The sequence below is a fragment of the Testudinibacter crocodili genome (genome assembly GCF_006228025.1).
Lineage (GTDB): Bacteria > Pseudomonadota > Gammaproteobacteria > Enterobacterales > Pasteurellaceae > Chelonobacter.
The window spans coordinates 1-20,668 of the sequence record NZ_VDHF01000015.1 but is presented as its reverse complement, the minus strand read 5'-3'; the positions used below and the strand labels follow the sequence as shown (position 1 = coordinate 20,668).

The 20,668-nt window shown below is 46.4% G+C and carries 17 protein-coding genes and 1 pseudogene; 8 read left to right on the top strand and 10 right to left on the bottom strand.

Translation table 11 applies throughout. The features are described 5' to 3' along the window. Positions 1 to 965 (top strand): autotransporter outer membrane beta-barrel domain-containing protein (locus FHQ23_RS01285; protein WP_139612701.1); only part of this gene is annotated, 965 nt, incomplete at its 5' end. A 554-nt stretch (positions 966 to 1,519) separates the two neighbouring features. Here the strand turns inward: FHQ23_RS01285 and FHQ23_RS01280 are convergent. The 5 genes from FHQ23_RS01280 to FHQ23_RS01260 all read right to left on the bottom strand — a co-directional run bounded on the left by FHQ23_RS01280 (position 1,520) and on the right by FHQ23_RS01260 (position 7,986). Then, positions 1,520 to 2,098 (bottom strand): porin family protein, encoded by a 579-nt coding sequence (locus tag FHQ23_RS01280; protein WP_139612700.1) that lies wholly within the window; start codon positions 2,096 to 2,098, stop codon positions 1,520 to 1,522. A gap of 239 nt (positions 2,099 to 2,337) precedes the next feature. Next, positions 2,338 to 2,691: a diacylglycerol kinase gene (locus FHQ23_RS01275; protein ID WP_139612702.1), complete on the bottom strand. Its 354-nt coding sequence runs from the start codon at positions 2,689 to 2,691 to the stop codon at positions 2,338 to 2,340. Positions 2,692 to 2,768: 77 nt separating this feature from the next. Beyond that, complete coding sequence (relA, locus tag FHQ23_RS01270) at positions 2,769 to 4,991, bottom strand: GTP diphosphokinase (protein WP_139612699.1); 2,223 nt, start codon at positions 4,989 to 4,991, stop codon at positions 2,769 to 2,771. 21 nt (positions 4,992 to 5,012) lie between these two features. Beyond that, a complete protein-coding gene (gene rlmD / locus FHQ23_RS01265; RefSeq protein WP_139612698.1) occupies positions 5,013 to 6,329 on the bottom strand; it encodes a 23S rRNA (uracil(1939)-C(5))-methyltransferase RlmD in 1,317 nt (438 codons plus the stop codon). Positions 6,330 to 6,516: 187 nt separating this feature from the next. Next, positions 6,517 to 7,986 carry a glycoside hydrolase family 1 protein gene (locus tag FHQ23_RS01260; RefSeq protein WP_139612697.1) on the bottom strand — a complete coding sequence of 490 codons (1,470 nt, stop codon included), beginning with the start codon at positions 7,984 to 7,986 and terminating at the stop codon, positions 6,517 to 6,519. 123 nt (positions 7,987 to 8,109) lie between these two features. Between FHQ23_RS01260 and FHQ23_RS01255 the strand changes: the two genes are divergently transcribed. Then, positions 8,110 to 8,742 (top strand): DUF1007 family protein, encoded by a 633-nt coding sequence (locus tag FHQ23_RS01255; RefSeq protein WP_139612696.1) that lies wholly within the window; start codon positions 8,110 to 8,112, stop codon positions 8,740 to 8,742. Beyond that, entirely contained in the window at positions 8,733 to 9,770 is a 1,038-nt protein-coding gene (locus FHQ23_RS01250; protein WP_139612695.1) for a nickel/cobalt transporter, read from the top strand. Before FHQ23_RS01255 ends, FHQ23_RS01250 begins: the two co-directional genes overlap by 10 nt. On the opposite strand, the gene FHQ23_RS01245 is transcribed toward FHQ23_RS01250, so the two are convergent. The 4 genes from FHQ23_RS01245 to FHQ23_RS01230 all read right to left on the bottom strand — a co-directional run bounded on the left by FHQ23_RS01245 (position 9,760) and on the right by FHQ23_RS01230 (position 13,124). Beyond that, complete coding sequence (locus tag FHQ23_RS01245) at positions 9,760 to 10,536, bottom strand: ABC transporter permease (RefSeq protein WP_139612694.1); 777 nt, start codon at positions 10,534 to 10,536, stop codon at positions 9,760 to 9,762. The two genes, FHQ23_RS01250 and FHQ23_RS01245, sit on opposite strands and share 11 nt — an antisense overlap. A gap of 3 nt (positions 10,537 to 10,539) precedes the next feature. Next, positions 10,540 to 11,169, bottom strand: a complete 630-nt coding sequence (locus FHQ23_RS01240; RefSeq protein ID WP_139612693.1) for an ABC transporter ATP-binding protein — start codon at positions 11,167 to 11,169, stop codon at positions 10,540 to 10,542. 75 nt (positions 11,170 to 11,244) lie between these two features. Then, the gene (gene coaA / locus FHQ23_RS01235) at positions 11,245 to 12,192 is read right to left on the bottom strand and encodes a type I pantothenate kinase (protein ID WP_139612692.1); all 948 of its coding nucleotides are present in this window, start codon (positions 12,190 to 12,192) and stop codon (positions 11,245 to 11,247) included. Positions 12,193 to 12,317: 125 nt separating this feature from the next. Further along, the gene (locus tag FHQ23_RS01230) at positions 12,318 to 13,124 is read right to left on the bottom strand and encodes a Cof-type HAD-IIB family hydrolase (protein WP_139612691.1); all 807 of its coding nucleotides are present in this window, start codon (positions 13,122 to 13,124) and stop codon (positions 12,318 to 12,320) included. A 136-nt stretch (positions 13,125 to 13,260) separates the two neighbouring features. On the opposite strand from FHQ23_RS01230, the gene FHQ23_RS01225 reads away from it, so the two are divergent. Then, positions 13,261 to 13,983: a phosphoribosyltransferase family protein gene (locus FHQ23_RS01225; protein WP_139612690.1), complete on the top strand. Its 723-nt coding sequence runs from the start codon at positions 13,261 to 13,263 to the stop codon at positions 13,981 to 13,983. Positions 13,984 to 14,009: 26 nt separating this feature from the next. Here FHQ23_RS01225 and FHQ23_RS01220 read toward each other — a convergent pair whose 3' ends face one another. Beyond that, entirely contained in the window at positions 14,010 to 14,369 is a 360-nt protein-coding gene (locus tag FHQ23_RS01220) for a RidA family protein (RefSeq protein ID WP_139612689.1), read from the bottom strand. Positions 14,370 to 14,575: 206 nt separating this feature from the next. On the opposite strand from FHQ23_RS01220, the gene nfuA reads away from it, so the two are divergent. The 4 genes and pseudogenes from nfuA (at position 14,576) to glpQ (ending at position 20,581) form a co-directional block, all read left to right on the top strand. Beyond that, a complete protein-coding gene (gene nfuA / locus FHQ23_RS01215; protein ID WP_139612688.1) occupies positions 14,576 to 15,157 on the top strand; it encodes a Fe-S biogenesis protein NfuA in 582 nt (193 codons plus the stop codon). Between the two features lie 241 nt (positions 15,158 to 15,398). Beyond that, positions 15,399 to 17,571 (top strand): annotated as a pseudogene (locus FHQ23_RS01210) (Tex family protein); the annotation flags it as partial. A gap of 371 nt (positions 17,572 to 17,942) precedes the next feature. Further along, on the top strand, positions 17,943 to 19,400 hold the full coding sequence (glpT, locus tag FHQ23_RS01205; RefSeq protein ID WP_139612686.1) for a glycerol-3-phosphate transporter: 1,458 nt from the start codon (positions 17,943 to 17,945) through the stop codon (positions 19,398 to 19,400). A gap of 86 nt (positions 19,401 to 19,486) precedes the next feature. Then, positions 19,487 to 20,581, top strand: a complete 1,095-nt coding sequence (glpQ, locus tag FHQ23_RS01200) for a glycerophosphodiester phosphodiesterase (protein WP_139612685.1) — start codon at positions 19,487 to 19,489, stop codon at positions 20,579 to 20,581. The last annotated feature ends 87 nt before the right edge of the window (positions 20,582 to 20,668 follow it).

Sequence of the window (20,668 nt, the reverse complement as noted above, 5' to 3'; positions counted from 1 at the left end):
AAGCCGCTGCTGAAAAAGCTGCCGCTGAAAAAGCTGCTGCCGAAAAAGCCGCTGCCGAGAAAGCTGCCGCTGAAAAAGCCGCTAAAATCAGTTTATCGGTAAAAACAGCGCCGGAAGTTGGCGAATATTTAACATTGATTGGTAGTGCTCGCAATGTAGTCAATATTAATTTAAATAATGCCCAATCTGGCTTCAGTGTAGCTTATGAAGGTTACTATGAGCGTGATAATTATCAGCACCAGTACGACTTCAAGAGTAAGGTGAATGGTAAAGGCGTAGTGTTTAACCTAGCTAATCAAGTCAATGATATCGAAGGTGGGGTGCAAATCCGCTTGGCAGATTTAACCACGAGTACAGCGTCAGACAAAGTGCGGTTACAGTCGAAAACGAAATTAACATCAGTTATTGGTTACGGCGGATATTATTTTGATGACCTAAAATTATATGCTGCGCTCGGGGTGGCTAAAGCACGTTTTAATACTAAAATTGACGGACAAGCGCCAACCAGCATGAATAGCCATTTCTCATCTACCGGCATTTTTGCTAAAGGCGGTATCAGCTATACACAGCCGTTCGGCAATATCAGTGTGAAAGAGTATATTGCGTTGAGCTATAACGATCTGGGCTTAGGTGAATTAACAGACAGCAACGGTGATAAAATTGAGGTGAGCGATAAATTACCACTCAGCAGCGAAGTCGGTGTGATGGTTGATTACAATGGTGAACGCTGGAATTTTAATGCAGGTATTGGGGTTAGTTATGATCTGGGTAAATTGCAAGTGCGGTATAAGGATACCGATCGTAACTATTCACGTGGCACCGGGAAATTAAAATTCAATTTGGATCTGGGGTCAAGCTATAAATTGGCAGAACACCTGTATTTGACACAAGATGTGAAGCTCGCTTTAGACAGCAACCATTACCAAAATGCCATTTTCAACCTTGGGGTGAAATTTACTTGGTAACATTTAGTTGTCAGCACTAAGTAGCAAATGCCCTATCTTTAATGGATAGGGCATTTTTATGAGTAAAGGCATGATAATAGACTAAATAGTACCGATTCTCCGTATTTCAGGCCTTAGTGAAAGAGTTGTATTTTTCTGGATAATATGAAATATCTCATCCAAATATTAAATTTTACTTAACGATCTAATCAGTAAAGTACGGATTGTTTCCCGCACTTGGTTTGCCTATACTGCGCAGCATTCAAACCCAAACAGCCCATTAAAGGAAACAATGAATATCAAACAAACCGCCGCCGCTTCTGTTTTAACCTTAACTACCGCCCTTGCCCTAGCGGCGCTGATTGAAAAAATGTAAAAAGCCTACCCGAATCTGGGCAGGCAAATCAATCTGGAGCTGGGTGCCAAAGTGAACATGGGGGAAATGAAATGGCAAGGTTAACTTATTTATTCGATCCGCTTTGCGGTTGCTGTTATTAGGGCATGTCCTCATGGTTGATAATGAGGACACGCCCTAAAAGTTATATTGCTAAGCTGATTTGGCTTTATGCAAACGGTTAAAAACGGTAAGATGCTAAGAAAGAAAGCTCATTCGATTTTACAGAATCTTGTAAATGTACACGCGTGTATTCCGCGCCCAATTCAACATTTTGCGACAGGGCATATTTGGCCCCTAGACCATAGCCGAATCCTTTCACACTATAAGAGCTGCCGTCATCAGACCATTTGACTTTACCATAATTATAATTCACTTTGACATAAGGCAATAGATTAGGCAGTACACGGTAACCTTGTGCATAGCCAACGGTGAAATTATGCTTTCTTTTGGCACTTGCACCATTACCCTCACCCGGCTCGGTATCAACCGCATATTTTCCACTTTTGCCTAATTGAATGCTAGCTTGGGCTAAGCCGACAAAATCATTGCCAAAATCAAACCCGTAATCCGCAATTAAATTCACTGATGTGAAACGTTTTAGTTTGATCTCTTCTTCGTTGAATTTAAATTTTTCACTACTTATTTTCAAACCAACGGAAGGACCAACAAAAGTTTGACCAGCCGGAGCCGCAAGAGCGGTAGCTGAAATAACGCTGCTACTAAGAAGCGCTGCTGTTAAAACCAGTACTTTTTTCATTTTATAATCCTCTTATAAATAAATACTCGGATTGAGCAATTTTATTCTAAATGAGTGTTAAATAATAAACAATCGCTTTATTGCTTAAATTAGATCTTTATCATTGTTAGTCAATAAGATATTTAATCCAACAATATAAAAAACATACTATAACTTAAATTTCATCACGCCATTTGAACATTAAAGTAAATTTAAGGCATAAAACCGCTGTTGTAATTGGATTGTCAGCATCGACGATATCAACCAAAAATCAGCAATAACCAAGTGATAGCCATGATTGCTAACGCCATCGTCACCGCTGCCGAGCCGAGATCTTTGGCTCTGCCGGAGAGTTCGTGGTATTCCATACCCACGCGATCGACCACCGACTCGATTGCGCTGTTCAGCAATTCGACCACCAACACCATCAGCACAGAGCCGATCATCAACGCCCGTTCTACACCGTTTTCGCCAAGCCAAAAAGCTAACGGAATCAACACCGCCGCCATAATCAGTTCGTGTTGAAATGCAGTTTCGGTAACGGCTTGTTTTAAGCCTTTAATGGAGTAACCGGTCGCCTTGACTAAATGGGTAAAACCTTTGTGCTTCTGCATATCCGGCTGCTCAGTATGATTTTTTGACATAATGTTCCTTTATTATTTTAAAAATACGGTTAAAAGTGCGGTCAGATTTAATTTGATAAACGTCTGGCTTCCAACACATCGTTAATCCGCAGCAGCGAGGATAAAATCCGCCCCAGCATCTCGACGTTGCCCAATTCGATCTCCATATCAATGGTGGCGGTCATGTTTTTGACGTCGCTTTTACTGGAGACCCGCAGCACGCTGACTTTTTCGTTCGCCAAGACCGTGGTGATGTCGCGCAGTAAACCGGTGCGATCGTTGGCGACCACTCGAATCACCAAATTAAATTTGGTGTTGAAGCTTTTGCCCCACACCGCTTCCACCACCCGCTCCGGACAGGCTTCTTGCAGATTCAACACCTGATCGCAGTCGGCACGGTGAATCGAGATGCCGCGTCCTTGGGTGATGTAACCCAAAATCGCATCGCCCGGAATCGGTTGGCAGCAGCGTGCAATGTGGTGCATCAGGTTGCCAACTCCTTCTACCACAATTTGCCCTTTGCTGCTGCTGGTTTTGTTTTGCTGTTTGCTTTCTACCTGACGCAAAATATGTTCATCAACCTGCTCGGCAGACGGTTTCAGCAGTTTGCCTTGTAAGTAGTTGCTGAGTTGATTCAGGCGAATATCACCGTTGCCGATACCCGCATAAAGATCATCAAGTTGTTTCAAATTGTAGCGTGGTAATGCGTACTCTTCGATCTGCTTATGGTTCAGTCCCAGTTTGAGCATTTCTGCTTCCAACTGCTCTTTGCCAAGCGGAATATTTTTCTCACGATCCAAACGTTTGAACCATGCCTGAATTTTGGAGCGTACCCGATTGATCGTGACAAAACCAGTGTTCGGATTCAGCCAGTCACGGCTTGGATTCGGATTTTTCTGGGTGATAATTTCCACTTTATCTCCCATTTGTAACTTGTAGGTGAACGGCACAATTCGATCCGCGACTTTCGCCCCGATACAGCGGTGCCCAACTTCGCTGTGGATAGTATAGGCAAAATCCAACGGTGTCGATCCGCTCGGCAAATCAACGATATCCCCTTGCGGTGTAAACACATAGATTCGATCGTCAAAGATTTTGCTGCGGGTCTCCTCCATCATGTCGCCGGATTGGCTCAAATCATGCTGCCACGCCAACACTTGGCGTAACCAACTGATTTTCTGTTCATAATCAGCCCTGCCGCCGGTACTGCCCTCTTTATATTTCCAGTGTGCTGCTACGCCCAATTCGGCATCATCGTGCATTTTTTGGGTGCGGATTTGCACTTCAATCGCTTTTTTTCCTTCGCCCCACACAACAGTATGGATTGATTGATAGCCGTTCGGCTTCGGGTGCGCCACATAATCGTCAAATTCAGCAGCAATATGTTTAAAGTGGCTGTGGACAATACCAAGTGCGGTATAGCAATCCTCCAATTTATCCACAATAATTCGCACTGCACGAATATCAAATAACTGCTCGAACGGCAGATTTTTCTTCTGCATTTTTTTCCAAATGCTGTAAATATGCTTCGGACGCCCATACACTTGCGCGCGTTGCGGCAGCTCGGCTTGTAGATCACGCTCGATCACTGCGACAAAATCATGGATATAGGCTTCACGATCGCGGCGCTTTTCCTGCAACAATTTGGCGATTTGGCGGTAATGCGCCGGATCAAGATAGCGGAAACAGTAGTCTTCCAACTCCCATTTCAACTGCCCGATGCCCAAACGGTTGGCAAGTGGGGCATAAATATTGCTGCATTCGCGCGCGGCTAAGATTTTTTCCGGCTCAGAGATAAAATGGTTTTCTTCACGCAAAAACGCAATTCGCTCCGCCAGTTTAATCACCACGCAGCGGAAGTCGTCCACCATCGCCAGCAGCATGCGGCGCACATTATCCACCTGCAAATTACTGCCCGACTGGCTGGCACTCAATTGGCGGATACTGTCCATATCCACCACGCCTTTCACCAGTTTGCGAATATCGTTGCCAAAATCCTCTTTCACATGGTCATAATTGATGATTCGTCGCTTCACCAAAGGGAATAACATCGCAGCGATCAGACTGTCTTGATCCATATTCAAACCACTCAATACTTCCACCATTTCGCTGGCGGAATAGAGCAAATATTGCCGCTCTTTTGCTTCCAAATTCGCCAATTTGTCGCAATTATAGTGCCAAGTTTCAAGTAACTTTTGACGAACCGCAGGAGCGAGTGTCAGACCCTCACTCCAATCCTCAATCACAAACTGCTCGGGTGAGAGCAGATGTGATGCACGAATGGCTACCATATTATTCTCCCTGTTTGCTGGTTAGCGCTTTTTAAATAAGGTGATTGATTCCAAATGCGCGGTATGTGGAAACATATCAATCGCCGCACTTTTTTCAAGTTGATACCCCTGTTGCAACAAATATTCACTGTCGCGCACCAACGTCGCCGGATTGCAAGAGACATACAAAATACTGTTCGGGCGCAATTCACAAATATGCGGCAGCGCAAACAGCGCACCGCTGCGTGGCGGATCAAGCAGCACCTTGTCAAACGCCTGTTTCGCCCAAGGTTGATCACTGAAAGTACGATCCAAATCCGTTTGGTAAAATTTAACATTGGTCACACCATTGGCAAGCGCATTCTGCTTCGCCTGCGCCACCATCTCAGCGACTCCCTCAATCCCGACCGCACTTGCTACTTTGGACGCCAACGGCAGGGTAAAGTTTCCCATACCGCAAAATAAATCCAACACCCGATCGGTCGGTGATAACGCCAGCCAGTCAAGGGCGGTATCGATCATTTTTTGATTTAAAGTGCGGTTCACCTGAATAAAATCCCGCACCGCAAACGCCAGCCGCTGTCCGTTAGCCAGCTGATAATATGGCGTGTCGCCATACCAGTGTTGAATCTGGTGTTCCTGTTCGCAAACAAACAGTTGTAATTGCTGTTCAGCGGCAAACTGCAACAACCGCACTTTGTCATCGGATTGCACTTGCCCCGCATGGCGCAATAACATCGCCACGCCGTTATCCGCGGCGACCAATTCGATATGTCCCAATTGTGCTTTGCTCTGCCATCGCGGCAACCATGTTTGCAATGCCGCCAACACCGCATTCAAGTGCGGTTCGGCAACAGCGCAATGTTGGATATTGACAATCGATTTCGAACGCCGTCGACGCAAACCAAACGATAGGGTTTTACTTTGTTTATCGAATAAAATACTCAAGCGCAAACGGCGGCGATAGCCCCATTCGTCTGCTGTCAGCAGCGGTTGAAAGGCAATTTTCGGCTGCAAACGGCTTAAGCGCTGCTGCAATGCCCGTTGTTTCACTTGCTGTTGCAATATTATTGGAATATGCTGCATTTGACAGCCGCCGCATTCAACATAATGACCGCACTTTGGCTCAATCCGCTGCTCAGAATGCTGCAAAATTTTTTGCGTCACGGCGTGCCCATACTGCTTTTTCTCGTCCAACACCCGCACTTCCACGGTTTCCTGTGGCAACGCATTTTCCACAAACCAAGTTTTCCCCTGCAAACGGGCAACTCCCAGCCCTTGATAATCAAGATCGGTTATCTGCAGCGTCAGTTTCTTCGCTGCAGTGCTTTGCTTGCGTTCAGTATAAAAAAGTGCCATGGTTGAGTATATTCAAGTTAGCTAATATCAAACCGCTATTATAAAAGCGAAACCACAGAATGCGAAATAATCTGTGGGGGTTATTTATTATTCGCACGGACTAGCTAGTTGCATTGTGTATTTATGAAATAGTTGATACCGCACTTTACCGTTATAAAACGTAAAGTGCGGTATGTTTATTATGCACTTAGCTCAGATCTGCACCGTTGCTGGCGATGACTTTTTTATACCAATAGAACGAGTCTTTGCGGCGGCGTTGGCGGCTGCCGTTGCCGTCGTCGTCGATGTCAACATGGATAAAGCCATAGCGTTTTGATATTTCCGAGGTGGACATGCTCACCAGGTCGATTGGTCCCCATTCAAGGTAGCCGATTAAATCTACTCCATCAGTGATCGCTTCTTGTATTTGCTGAATATGCGCACGCAAGTAATCAACCCGATAATCATCGTGGATAGTGCCGTCGGCTTCTACGTTATCGTATGCGCCCAAACCATTTTCCACGATAAACAGTGGGATTTGGTAACGATCGTACATATCGTTTAAGGTAATGCGCAAACCGATCGGGTCGATTTGCCAGCCCCAATCGGACGCTTGCAGATACGGGTTTTTCACCCCACCGATCAGATTACCGGCAGTTTTTTCCACGTCCTCATGGCTGGTGACCGCCAAACTCATATAGTAACTGAACGAAATAAAGTCCACCGGATATTGTTTTAAAATCGTATCATCACCCAGTACTTTGTGAATGCGCACATTGTTTTCCGCCCAATGACGCAACATATAGCGTGGATATTCACCGCGCGCATGCACATCGGTGAAAAATAGATTTTGTTGGTTGCCCCATTGCGCCAAACGCTGATCTTGCGGATCGGCAGTGAGGGCATAATGATGCAAACGCGCCAACATACAGCCCATTTTGCCGTCGGGAATAATCTCATGCAGCGCTTTGGTGGCAAGGGCACTGGCGATAAATTGATGGTGTAAAGCCTGATATTTGACATTTTCCTGTTCGGCTTGCGGCACACGATCGATAACAATCCCGCCGCCAGTGAATGGACTGTGCATGGTGATCATATTAATTTCATTAAAGGTCAGCCAATATTTGACTTTGTGTTGATAGCGTTTAAATACGGTTTCAGCGTAGCGCAAAAAATGACCGATCACTTCACGCCCTGCCCAGCCATTGTATTTTTGGGTCAGACCCAGCGGTGTTTCGTAGTGGCAAAGCGTCACCATCGGTTGAATCCCGTGTTTGAGCATTTCGTCGAACAGATCGTCATAAAACTGCAAGCCCGCTTCGTTCGGCAGCTCGTCGTAACCGCTCGGGAAAATCCGCGCCCAATGAATGGAAATACGGAACATTTTCAGGCCCATTTCCGCCAGCAAAACAATATCTTGTTTGTAAGTATGATAAAAGTCAATTCCTTCTCGCTTTGGAAAACGCCCTTGAAAAGCCCCGGATAAAATATCCTCAATCCGCTGCGAGTCGATCTCAATCGCAGCACTGTGCGCACCGCGCTCACTTTTCGGCACATACGCCACCATATCGGCACTGGACAAGCCTTTGCCGCCAGCATCAAAGCCGCCCTCAATCTGGTTGGCAGCGGTTGCGCCGCCCCATAAAAAGTCTTTGGGGAATGGTTTTAAGTTGCTCATGTTTTTCTCCTTTATCTGCGGCTCTACTACATTGGCTTTAATTTAGCATGAAAGCGCACAAGCTGTTAAAATGTTTCGCCTACACGCAGGCGAAACCTGCACAATACACACAGAGGAAAGAGTATGCGCCAAGTGCGGTCGCTGATACTACTTTGTATCGGATTTTTTTCAATCAACGCTGTTTGGGCGCATCCCCATGCGTTTATTGATATGCAAACCCAGTTTTTGATTAAAGATCAGCAGCTCATCGGCTTGCGCATGGCGTGGTTGTTTGATGAAGCCGCTTCATCTGAGTTGATTTATGAACTGAAGATTAGCAAAAACCCAGTAGAAACCAAGCAGCAAATGAGTGATACTATTATGCAGAATATCGTCAACCAGCACTATTTCAGTTATTTTTACGACAGTCAGAAAATTCCGTTAAAATATACCAGCAAGCCCGATCAATACGAACTGAATGTGATCGGTAATCATATTCTGTTTAGTTTTAATTTTTACCTCAGCCAATCGCAACCAATCCATAATTTTCATGGTACGTTATCCAGTTATGATCCCAGTTATTATGTGGCGATGACCTATCCGCAGGCACCAGCCCGTACGATTGCAGATTATCCGCAATGCCAGGTGACACTGCAAACGCCTAACGTCGATCAAAAACTCAAGGATTATGCCGCATCCTTAGATAAAAGCCAAAAAGATGAGGATATGACACTCGGCGCACTATTTGCACAACAGGTGGTGCTTTCATGTCAGTAAAATTTAAAGCGGTTTATTTGCCGTTGCTACTGTTAGCTGTACTGTTGGCAATCTTACTCAGTCTCTATCCACATTTGTTAGCCAAAACCGTGGAATGGCAGCGGGAATTTAACCAACTGATTTCCACCACACTAAAACAGATCAATCAGCAACCATCGGAGGCAGGCAGCTGGCTGGTTGTCATCAGTTTTGCTTACGGTTTTCTGCACGCCGTCGGTCCGGGACACGGCAAATTTATTCTGAGCGGCTACCTTGCCACCCACCCGATTCGACTGAAAACCAGTATTCGCTTGACCTTGCTGGCTTCGCTGTTGCAAGGTGTGGTCGCCGTGGCAGTTATTTCGCTAATTGTGGTGGTTTTAACCCTATCAGCCGGTTATTTTCGATTGACCCAACTTTGGCTGGAGCGGATCAGTTTTATGCTGATCATCGCTTTGGGCGGCTATTGGTTGATCAAAAACAGCCGACAAATTTATCGCACACTGCGCCAAACCAAGCCTCAAACCGCAATCGGTAACATTACACAAATCCGCCAGCTTGATGCTGAATTACAAATCAAGCCGTGCTTGATTTCGCCGCTGACCGCACTTTCAGTTACAAATAAATCAGCGATAAATCAATGCGGCTGCGGACATCAACACCTAGCTGATCCTGCTCAAATCAACCATCTTCATGATTGGAAACCACAATTGATGGTGGTGCTCAGTATCGGCATTCGCCCGTGCAGTGGCGCTATTTTTGTGTTGTTTTTGGCTTATATGTTAGATCTTTATCTCTGGGGCGTGGTCGCAACGATGGCGATGGCGCTCGGTACCGGAAGCGCATTGACACTGTTCGGACTGCTGGTGTTATATACCCGTGATCGCATGCTGAAATTTGGCAAAGGCTATTTTTCTGCACATGTCTCCGCTTATTTTCCGCTGCTGGTAAAAATGCTATTCGGGCTAATTTTAATTACCCTCGGCAGCGCACTGTTACATGGCACAACATTGCCGATCAGTGGCGGAGCGGCACTTTTCAGCCGTTAAAATTCAACTGGTTGCGTTGATTGTATAAAGTGCGGTGGCCGAAATATAATGCGCCGAACAGCGCCAAACTGACAGTAGTACAAATGGCGATCATAATCGCGATTTGATACAACACGGCAGTACTCGGCAAAGTGCCGGACAAAATCTGTCCGGTCATCATGCCCGGCAAGGCGATAATGCCCATGCCCAGCATCGAATTTAGCGTTGGCAAAAGTGCGGTTTCCAGTGCTTGATTGACATATGGCAGCAGAATTTTCGATGGCGCTGCGCCGAAATTCAGCAACACCGTAATTTTATCCCGTTCCGCTGCCAAACTTTCACGAAAAGTTTTCAGTCCCAAGTTAAGAGCCGTCATCGCATTGCCCATAATCATCCCACCGAGCGGAATCACATATTGCGGATCAAACAGCTGTTGATTGGTCACAACCACCACAAAAAAGGCGATGATGCTCAGCCCGGAAAACGTCATCGACAACGCAACCGCACTTTTAAAGCGTTGATTCAGTGTTGGATTTTTCGATAGCACCCGATGAATCGCAAAAACCACCATCGCCGCCACATACAAAATGGTGAAAATCGGGCTAGGGTGACCGAAAATATAGGTCAGCACCCAACCGGCAATAATCAGCTGCACTGTCATTCGAATACTGGCGATCAATAGCAGTTTAGATTGTTGAATCTGACTTTTTTTCATCACGTACAGCACAATCAGCAGCAACAGGTAAACCAGACTGAAATTCAACAGGTTCATATTGACATCGTTCATTGGCTACTCCTTGCTAATTGCCACAATAGCATCCGCATGCCGTTGCACCAATTGTTGATCGTGACTGATGGCTAATACGGTAATTTGCTGCTGGCGGCAATAGTTTAGCACTGCACTTAATACCGTTTCTGCCAACTGGTTATCCAGTGCGGAAGTCGGCTCGTCCAACATCAATACTTTCGGCTGCAAACTCAGTGCTATCGCTAAAAACACCCGCTGCTGTTCACCGCCAGACAGCACGCCACACTGCGTATCTAAGCCAAAATCCGCATGGCATAAACACAGAAAATCACTCATTTGGGCGTTATCCGGCAGCGGTTTGTCTAAATAATCATAAAAATGTTGGAAGTTTTGTCGAATCGTCTGCGGAAACAGAAATAACCGTTGGTTGAGCAACAGCACTTGTCGCCGCAATTCCAGGGTGTCCCACTGCGCAATATTTTTTGCTTGGTATAAAATTTGACCGCTAGTGGGTGATTCAGTGGCATTAATCAGGCGCAGCAACGTACTTTTGCCACTGCCGCTGGCACCTTGTAAAAAAGTTACTTGCTTGGCAGCAATTTGCACATCGGGATAGTGCAGTAGCTGCTGCGCTTGAAAGGTAAGCTGTTGCAATGTGATAATCGGAGTCATTCGGTATTGCTACATTTGCAAGAGATTAAATAGCGTCAGTATAGGAGCCGTTGTTCAAAAAGTAAACCGCAGCGGTTATTTTCGCAACTTAATCTGTTCAATTTCGTGATTGCCACTTTTCACCAGAATCAAATTGGCACGTTCGCTGCTCGGTAGAATATTTTGCTTTAAATTCAAGCCGTTGATCGTATCCCAAATATGATGTGCGGTGGTTATTGCTTCCTGTTCAGACAAGCGGGAATAGTGGTGGAAATAGGCGTTCGGGTCGCTGAACGCGCCTTGACGGAACGTTAAAAACCGCTTGGTATACCACTCTTTCAGCAGCGCTTCTTTGGCGTCGACAAAAATCGAGAAATCGACAAAATCCGACACAAACAGACGATCAGGATGGGTGCTGTGATTGGCACTGGTTTGCAATACGTTCAAACCCTCTAGGATCAAAATATCCGGTTGGTCAATCACATTGTACTGATCCGGCACAATATCGTAGCTTAAATGTGAATAGATCGGTGCCTTCACACCGCTCTTGCCCGATTTGATATCAGAAATAAAACGAATTAATCGTTGGGTATCATAAGAGACCGGAAAGCCTTTCTTATGCAGTAAATTATCCTGTTGCAGCTTTGCCAGCGGATAGAGAAAGCCATCGGTGGTGATCAGATCCACTTTGCGCTTTTTCGGCCAATGGCTCAGCAACGACTGTAAAATCCGTGCCGAGGTGCTTTTGCCGACAGCGACACTACCAGCGATGCTGATAATATACGGCACTTTCGGTGCTTCGATTTCCAGGAAGCGTTGCAGCACCGTTTGGCGACGCAGATTCTCTTCGATGTAATAGTTGACCAAACGCGTGAGCGGCAAATAGATGGTGCTGACCTCTTCCAGCGACAACTCTTCGTTAAACCCCAACAACGGCTCCAAATCCTGTTGCGTTAACGTCAGCGGTACCGATTTACGCAAAGCCGCCCATTGCTGGCGGTTAAATTCTAAAAACGGCGTAAATTTTTTCTGTTGCGATCCCATGCTCTGCTTCTTTCTCCGACTCGAATGACTGTCAATTGACAATGGGCGATATATTGCACCGATTAACCGCCAGAAGCAATCATCAAATCCGAAATAATCGCATCCCTTTGGCAATTTCGCCACTATCAGCGGATCAATCCCAACGCTTGCAGCCCATTATACAGCCCGTCATCAGCAATATCGTCAGTGACATAATTGGCAACCGCTTTCAACTCCGGATGTCCATTGCCCATCGCCACGCCAAAACCAACTTCACTCAGCATTTCAAGGTCATTCAAGCCATCACCAAACGCCACCGCATTTTCCGGTTTCAGCTTAAAGTGCTCTAGCACTGCATGGATACCACGCGCTTTTGAGCCATCAGCAGCCAGCAAATCAACCGAGAAATCATGCCAGCGCACCACCCGAAAGTTATCGCCCAAAATGCCAGAATCAGCAATCATTTGATCAACGCTCTCATCATAAAAAATCAACATTTGATAGACCGCATGGTGACGAAAATAGTCTTTATCGATAATGTAGCGATCGGTTATCGGTCGAATTGCTTGATCCAAACGTTCAGTCACTTGGTTGACCGCCACATGCTCCTCCGACACAAAAGCATAGTCAATATTATGGTGGGCAAAAAAAGTGACTAAACGTTCAATATCCGCAGTTGCCAGCGGAAAGGTAGCGATCGGCTGTTGCTGGTAGCAATTATATTGTCCATTAATTGTCACAAACAGCTCAATCGGCAAGCTTTGTCGCAGCTCATCAATCTCCTTTGGAAATGAACACAGCGAGCGTCCGGTGGCGATCGCCGGAATAATACCGTTTTGTTTTAAGCGGTTGAGCGCGGTGTGAACCGACGGTGGCAAATGCTGCTGATGCTTTATGTATAAGGTTTCATCGATGTCGAAAAAGACGATTTTGATATTTTCCGGGTCTAGCATGTCAAGTTCCAAACAAATAAAAGGTAACCTCAGTATAAAGGATTTTTTCGATCCGGATCGGAAAAATATCACCGATTTTCCAATTCAAACTGCGGTTGGCTTATGCTGATAGCTGATCAACAACAACGGGGAAATGATGCAAAGGTTTAAAGCGTCACTGAAAACATCAATCGAAGCATGGCTGGATGCCAGTTGTGTTTGCTGCCAACAACAGTTAGCGATTGCACAGCATGGTATTTGCAGCCGTTGCCGCCGAGAAATCAAACGCTTTGCCTATTGTGGCAGCTGTGGCACGGAATTAGCGTTTGATACGTTGCATTGCGGTAAATGCCTGACCGATCCACCGCCATGGCAGCGACTGGTCACCATCAGCCATTTTCAACCACCACTGTCAGATTTGATTCACACCTTTAAATTTCATCGCCAATTTCAACTCGACCGCACTTTAGCACGTTTGCTACTGCTTGCAGTCAAACAAGCACAACGGGCACACGACTTACCGCTGCCGGAGGTGCTGCTGCCGGTGCCATTGCACCCGCTGCGTCAATGGCAGCGTGGCTATAATCAAGCGACGTTGTTGGCAAGATGGCTATCACACTGGCTGCAGATTCCCTGCGATGATCGCCTTCTGCAACGAATCCGCTACACCCGCGCACAGCGTGCGTTAAGCGGCAAACAGCGACGCAACAATCTGAAAAAAGCCTTTGCAATAAATCCGAAAATCAGTGAAATCCATTACCGCTCGGTGGCGATTATCGATGATGTGATCACCACCGGCGCAACCATGGCGGAACTCTGCCGACTGTTGCAAAAGTGCGGTATAACACAAATTCAGGTGTGGTGTTTGTGTCGTACTTAACTACGCGATATGACTAAGTTATATGGCTAAGTACGATCAACCTGCACTGCCGATACTTTAATTTCCACTTTCCAATCTGGATTTGCCAACTTCGCCTCAACACAGGCCCGTGCCGGGCTATGCTGCGGATTCAGCCACTCGTCCCATGCCCGGTTCATCTCACTGTAATCCGACATATCGCGCAGGAAAATTGTCGCTTCCAGCAGATGGTTTTTATCTGAACCGCACTTGGCAAGCCAAACGTCGATCTGTGCCAACACATCACAGGTTTGTTGATAAATATTGGCAGCGCTATTTTCCGGCACCATACCGGCAAGAAAAACAAAGCCGTTAGCGACAGTGGCCTCTGAAAACCGTGGGGTTTGCCCGAAATATTGGATTGTCATCAAATTTGCTCCTGATAAAAATAGGGACTTATCTTAACACAAGTTCTTAAGGAAACCCGAAAAACACAGCGCAGTGAACACAAACAAAGTTGCCACTGACGAAAAACTGGAAAAACTGGAAAAAGATCAGATTAAAGCGTATTATTTTGCCAACTGAATTCCGACAAGATAAGTCAGATATTATCCCTATAACATCAAGGTGAAATATGTATATTCAAATTTCTGATAGCGCACAGGCGCATTTTCGTAAACTGCTTGATCAACAAGAAGAAGGCACCAATATTCGTATTTTCGTGGTCAATCCCGGCACTCAGAATGCCGAGTGTGGCGTGTCTTATTGCCCGCCAAATGCGGTCGAAGCGAGTGATACCGAACTGAAATATGACTTGTTTTCTGCCTTCGTCGATGAAATCAGCTATCCGTTTTTGGAAGCGGCAGAACTGGATTTCGTCACCGACGATATGGGTTCACAGCTGACCTTGAAAGCGCCGAATGCCAAAATGAAAAAAGTAGCGGACGATGCGCCATTAATCGAACGGGTGGATTATGTGATTCAAACCCAAATCAATCCGCAACTGGCAAGCCACGGCGGACGAATTACCCTAATCGAACTGACAGACGATGGCTATGCGGTGCTGCAATTCGGCGGCGGCTGCAACGGCTGTTCAATGGTGGATGTCACCCTGAAAGACGGCATTGAAAAACAACTGCTGGAACAGTTTGCCGGTGAATTGCACGGCGTGCGCGATATCACCGAACACCAACACGGCGAGCATTCGTATTATTAGATTATCGCTACTACGCTCAAATGATTGGCAAAGGTAGTTTATACAACAAAGTAGGGGCGGATTATATATCCGCCCGCTTGCGAAATGTGGTATAAGCATTTAATCAATAAAGGAAAAATGCAAAGTGCGGTTCGGGCGGATATATAATCCGCCCCTACTTTCCCTCATCAAATATCTTTGTCAATATACTGAGCGGTTTAATTAAACCGCTCTTTTGCATTGTTACCCAAGAGATTTCATTATGCTAAACCAAATCATCAGCCAAACCATTGCACAAGAACTGAATGTGCAGTCGAAACAAATCCTTGCCGCCATCGGTCTGGTAGACGAAGGCAACACGATTCCGTTTATCGCCCGCTACCGTAAAGAGGTGACCGGCGGTTTGGACGACACCCAATTGCGCCATTTTGAAACTCGTTTACTGTATCTACGTGAACTGGACGAGCGCCGTCAAACCATTTTGAAATCGATAGCCGATCAGGGCAAGCTCAGCGCTGAGCTACAAGCCAAAATCGAAAACTGCCAAAGCAAAACCGAACTGGAAGACCTCTATCTGCCGTATAAACCCAAACGCCGCACCAAAGGGCAAATTGCAATTGAAGCCGGTTTGGAACCACTGGCCGACAGCCTGTGGCAAGATCCGCAGCAAGTGCCAGAACAAGCTGCTGAGCAATTTGTTGATGCGGAAAAAGGCGTGGCTGATGTCAAAGCCGCACTGGACGGCGCGCGCTATATTTTGATGGAGCGTTTTGCCGAGGATGCAGAATTATTGGCAAAAGTACGTACTTATTTGCAGAAAAATGCCGTATTAGTGGCGAAAGTGATCGATGGTAAACAAACCGAAGGCGCAAAATTTCAGGATTATTTCGAGCACCAGGAGCGTCTGGCAACCGTGCCGTCACACCGCGCATTGGCGATGCTGCGCGGACGTAACGAAGGGGTTTTGCAACTGAGTCTGAATGCCGATCCCGATCAAGACGACAGCGTACGCCAAAGCTATTGCGAAGAGATTATCCGCCAGCACTTAGATGTAAATTTCAATCAGCAAGCGGCAGACAGTTGGCGCCAGCAAGTGATCAGCTGGACTTGGCGGATTAAGATTTCGCTGCATTTGGAAACCGAGCTGATGGCGGCGTTACGTGAACAAGCTGAAAGCGAAGCGATTGAAGTGTTTGCCCGCAACCTGACCGCACTTTTGATGGCAGCACCGGCAGGCGCAAAAAACACCATGGGGCTGGATCCCGGTTTGCGCACTGGTGTGAAAGTGGCGGTGGTGGATAACACCGGCAAACTACTGGCTACCGACACAATTTACCCACACACCGGACAAATGGATAAAGCGATGGTGAGTGTTTACCAATTAGGTAAAAAATACAACGTCGGCTTGATTGCCATCGGCAACGGCACCGCCTCACGCGAAACCGAACGTTTTGTGGCGGATATTTTGGCAAAATCACACGATTGGCAGGCACAAAAAGTGGTGGTCAGCGAAGCCGGAGCATCGGTGTATTCCGCTTCCGAACTGGCGGCGCAAGAGTTTCCACAGCTAGACGTTTCGTTGCGTGGCGCTGTTTCGATTGCCCGTCGCTTGCAAGATCCACTCGCCGAGCTGGTGAAAATCGACCCGAAAGCGATCGGCGTCGGACAGTATCAGCACGACGTCAATCAAAGCCAACTGGCACGCAAATTGGACGCCGTGGTTGAGGACTGCGTGAATGCCGTCGGAGTGGATCTCAACACCGCTTCTGCCCCGCTGTTGGCACGGGTTGCCGGCATGAGCGCTACGCTGGCGCAAAATATCGTCAATTACCGTGATGAAAACGGGCGTTTCGACAGCCGTGAACAACTGAAAAAAGTCAGCCGTTTAGGGCCAAAAGCCTTTGAACAATGTGCCGGATTTATGCGGATTAGCAACGGCAAAAATCCGTTGGATGCCTCCAGTGTACACCCGGAAGCCTATCCGGTGGTGGAAAAAATTCTGCAGGCTACCGCTTACACTATTCAGGATCTGATCGGCAATTCAAATGCGGTCAGCGCACTGAATCCTGCACAATTTACCGATGAGCGTTTCGGCTTGCCGACGGTACGCGATATTTTCAACGAACTGGAAAAACCAGGGCGTGATCCGCGTGGAGAATTCAAAACCGCCACCTTTATGGATGGCGTAGAAACGATCACCGATTTATCGCCAGGTATGATCTTAGAAGGCACCGTGACTAACGTCACCAACTTTGGCGCCTTTGTCGATATCGGTGTTCATCAGGACGGTTTGGTGCATATTTCTTCGTTGTCGAATAAATTTGTTGAAAATCCGCACGATGTAGTCAAAACCGGTGATGTGGTGAAAGTCAAAGTGATGGAAGTGGATATTGCGCGCAAACGCATTGCTTTAAGCTGCCGTTTAGACGAACAACCACAGGATAAAAACAGCTCAAACCGTGGCAGTGAACAGCACAAAAGTGCGGTCAATTCGCCGACAAATCCAAAAAACCATAGCCGCCGTCATGCGCCGCTTGGTAATAATGCCTTTGCCGACGCCTTAAAAAACTGGAAAAAATAGCCGTATCAAAACCGTCCGAGATCAAAAACGGACGGTTTTTTTGACTATTATGGAGCAAATATTCGCCTAATTCCAAAATGAATGTGATTTCCCTCTCAATTTTCATAATCGAAAATTCAAAGTCCGAATGAAGCTGTTACAATGTGCGAGAAGATACATATTTTGTCATGTATCCCAATATGATTAATTCAATAATAATTCTTATAAAATAAGAAGAGGTGTTCTATGATTGGTTTTTTTAAACCGGCGGCACATAAGCCGTTATTACCTCAAGAGAAAATCGACCCAACTTATACTCGGCTGCGTTGGCAGGTGTTTATGGGCATTTTCTTTGGTTATGCAGCATACTATTTTACCCGCAGTAATTTCGATTTAGCACAAAAAGGTTTGATCGAAGCCGGACTTTATACCAAAACACAACTGGGGATTATCGGGATTGCACCGGGTTTGGCGTACGGACTGTCTAAATTCTTTATGGCAGCGATTTCCGACCGTTCCAACCCGAAAATGTTTATGCCGTTCGGTTTAGCACTTTCCGGAATGTGTATGACCCTGATGGGCTTGGTGCCTTGGGCAACCTCCGGCATTTTAATCATGTTCGTCCTGCTATTTATCAACGGTTGGTTCCAAGGTATGGGATGGCCGCCGAGCGGGCGCAGCATGGTGCACTGGTGGTCGAAAAAAGAGCGTGGTACTATCGTGTCGATCTGGAACACGGCGCACAATCTCGGCGGTATGATGCCGGCGGTATTGGTCGGTTTAGCCAGTGTGATTTACGCTGCAAACCACCCAGAAGTCACCAAAGTCACCTTCGGTCACGTTTGGCAAGAAGCCTTGTATTATCCGGGTATTGCGGCAATGATCGCTTCGGTTATCATCTATTTTGCGTTGAAAGATACCCCTCAATCCTGCGGTTTGCCGCCGATTGAAGAGTATAAAAATGACTATCCGGAAGATTACAACGAAAAAACCTACGAACATGAACTGAATACCCGTGATATTTTCGTCACTTACGTGTTGAAAAACCGCTTGTTGTGGTACATCGCCATCGCTAACGTGTTCGTTTATCTAATCCGTTACGGTATTTTGAAATGGTCTCCGGTCTATTTGGGCGAAGTAAAACACTTCGATATCAAAGCCACCGCTTCCGCCTATGCTATTTATGAATTTGCTGCGATTCCAGGCACGTTGTTGTGCGGTTGGATGTCGGACAAAGTATTTAAAGGCAGACGCGGTCTGACCGGCTTTATCTTTATGGTGATGGTCACCATCGCCGTGGTGGTATTCTGGATGAACCCGGCGACACCTGAAGCGGAGCTGGCGCACTATGCTGCTTTGCCTTGGTATCAAAACCCGTATCAATTGACTGACTTTATCATGATGACCATCATCGGTTTCCTGATTTACGGTCCAGTAATGTTAATCGGCTTGCACGCCTTAGAGTTAGCGCCGAAAAAAGCGGCAGGAACGGCGGCGGGCTTCACCGGTTTATTCGGTTATTTGGGCGGTACAGTAGCAGCCAGTGCGGTGATCGGCTGGGCTGCAGACACCTACGGTTGGAACGGTGGTTTCTATATCATGATCGGTGGATCGGCACTGGCTTGTGTGCTGATGTTGATCACCATGGTGGAAGAAGCCAAACATAAAGCCAGAATTGCAGAAGAAGATCGCTTGATCAAATAATGCAACTTAATAGTGGAAAGGCGAACATTGTTTCGTCTTTCTTTTTACTTAAATTCTGCGATATTATTAAAAATAAGGAAAATGTTATGAAATTAAAAACCTTAGCTATCGTACTGGCAGCGTCAACCGCACTTGCCGCCTGTGTTAGCGGTAATCAGCACGCTAGCAACCTGAGCAATCAAGAAAAATTGGTGATCGCCCATCGTGGTGCCAGCGGTTATTTGCCGGAACACACGCTAGAATCCAAAGCGTTAGCATTCGGACAGAAAGCCGACTATTTAGAGCAAGATTTAGCGATGACCAAAGACAATCGCTTAGTGGTGATTCACGATCACTTTCTGGACGGCTTAACCGATGTTGCAAAAAAATTCCCGAAACGTGCGCGCAAAGACGGACGTTACTATGTGGCAGATTTCACCTTGAAAGAGATTCAGACGCTGGAAATGACCGAAAACTTTAAAGTCGAAGACGGCAAACAAGTGCAGGTGTATCCGGGGCGCTTCCCAATGTGGAAATCGCATTTCACCATTCACACTTTTGAAGATGAAATCGAATTTATTCAAGGGCTGGAAAAGTCCAGCGGCAAAAAAATCGGGATTTACCCTGAAATCAAAGCCCCTTGGCTGCACCACCAAGAAGGCAAAGACATTGCGTTGGAAACCTTGAAAGTGCTGAAAAAATACGGTTACACCAACAAAGACTCTGCGGTTTATCTGCAAACCTTCGATTTCAACGAACTCAAACGCATCAAAACCGAATTACTGCCAAAACTGGGCATGGACATCAAATTAGTTCAATTGGTGGCTTATACCGACTGGCATGAAACCGAAGAGAAAGATGCCAAAGGTAAATGGGTGAATTACGACTACGACTGGATGTTCAAACCGGGTGCGATGGCTGAAGTCGCCAAATATGCCGACGGGGTCGGACCGGGCTGGTATATGTTAATTGATGACAAAAAATCGACAGCAGGCAACATTCAATACACCGACATGGTCGCTGATATCGCCGCCAACAAACTGGAATTACACCCGTACACGGTGCGCAACGACGCTCTGCCGCCGTTTTTCAGCAACATCGACCAAATGTTCGATGCGTTATTAAATAAATCCGGCGCCACCGGTGTCTTCACTGACTTTCCGGATATGGCAGTCAAATTCTTGGGTAAAGATAAGCAATAACCACGCTTGATACCTAAAGTGCGGTCAGACTGAAAAGCTGACCGCACTTTTTTGTCACCTTTAAAACCAGGCATAGTAGACAAAAAG

What these genes read in the sequence shown, in the direction of transcription:
- FHQ23_RS01225 (WP_139612690.1), top strand. Translation starts at nt 13,261, where the DNA reads ATGCAAAGGTTTAAAGCGTCACTGAAAACATCAATCGAAGCATGGCTG.
- FHQ23_RS01245 (WP_139612694.1), bottom strand. Translation starts at nt 10,536, where the DNA reads ATGAACGATGTCAATATGAACCTGTTGAATTTCAGTCTGGTTTACCTG.
- rlmD (WP_139612698.1), bottom strand. Translation starts at nt 6,329, where the DNA reads ATGGCACTTTTTTATACTGAACGCAAGCAAAGCACTGCAGCGAAGAAA.
- FHQ23_RS01260 (WP_139612697.1), bottom strand. Translation starts at nt 7,986, where the DNA reads ATGAGCAACTTAAAACCATTCCCCAAAGACTTTTTATGGGGCGGCGCA.
- nfuA (WP_139612688.1), top strand. Translation starts at nt 14,576, where the DNA reads ATGTATATTCAAATTTCTGATAGCGCACAGGCGCATTTTCGTAAACTG.
- glpT (WP_139612686.1), top strand. Translation starts at nt 17,943, where the DNA reads ATGATTGGTTTTTTTAAACCGGCGGCACATAAGCCGTTATTACCTCAA.
- FHQ23_RS01275 (WP_139612702.1), bottom strand. Translation starts at nt 2,691, where the DNA reads ATGCAGAAGCACAAAGGTTTTACCCATTTAGTCAAGGCGACCGGTTAC.
- relA (WP_139612699.1), bottom strand. Translation starts at nt 4,991, where the DNA reads ATGGTAGCCATTCGTGCATCACATCTGCTCTCACCCGAGCAGTTTGTG.
- FHQ23_RS01250 (WP_139612695.1), top strand. Translation starts at nt 8,733, where the DNA reads ATGTCAGTAAAATTTAAAGCGGTTTATTTGCCGTTGCTACTGTTAGCT.
- FHQ23_RS01220 (WP_139612689.1), bottom strand. Translation starts at nt 14,369, where the DNA reads ATGACAATCCAATATTTCGGGCAAACCCCACGGTTTTCAGAGGCCACT.
- FHQ23_RS01255 (WP_139612696.1), top strand. Translation starts at nt 8,110, where the DNA reads ATGCGCCAAGTGCGGTCGCTGATACTACTTTGTATCGGATTTTTTTCA.
- FHQ23_RS01280 (WP_139612700.1), bottom strand. Translation starts at nt 2,098, where the DNA reads ATGAAAAAAGTACTGGTTTTAACAGCAGCGCTTCTTAGTAGCAGCGTT.
- glpQ (WP_139612685.1), top strand. Translation starts at nt 19,487, where the DNA reads ATGAAATTAAAAACCTTAGCTATCGTACTGGCAGCGTCAACCGCACTT.
- coaA (WP_139612692.1), bottom strand. Translation starts at nt 12,192, where the DNA reads ATGGGATCGCAACAGAAAAAATTTACGCCGTTTTTAGAATTTAACCGC.
- FHQ23_RS01230 (WP_139612691.1), bottom strand. Translation starts at nt 13,124, where the DNA reads ATGCTAGACCCGGAAAATATCAAAATCGTCTTTTTCGACATCGATGAA.
- FHQ23_RS01240 (WP_139612693.1), bottom strand. Translation starts at nt 11,169, where the DNA reads ATGACTCCGATTATCACATTGCAACAGCTTACCTTTCAAGCGCAGCAG.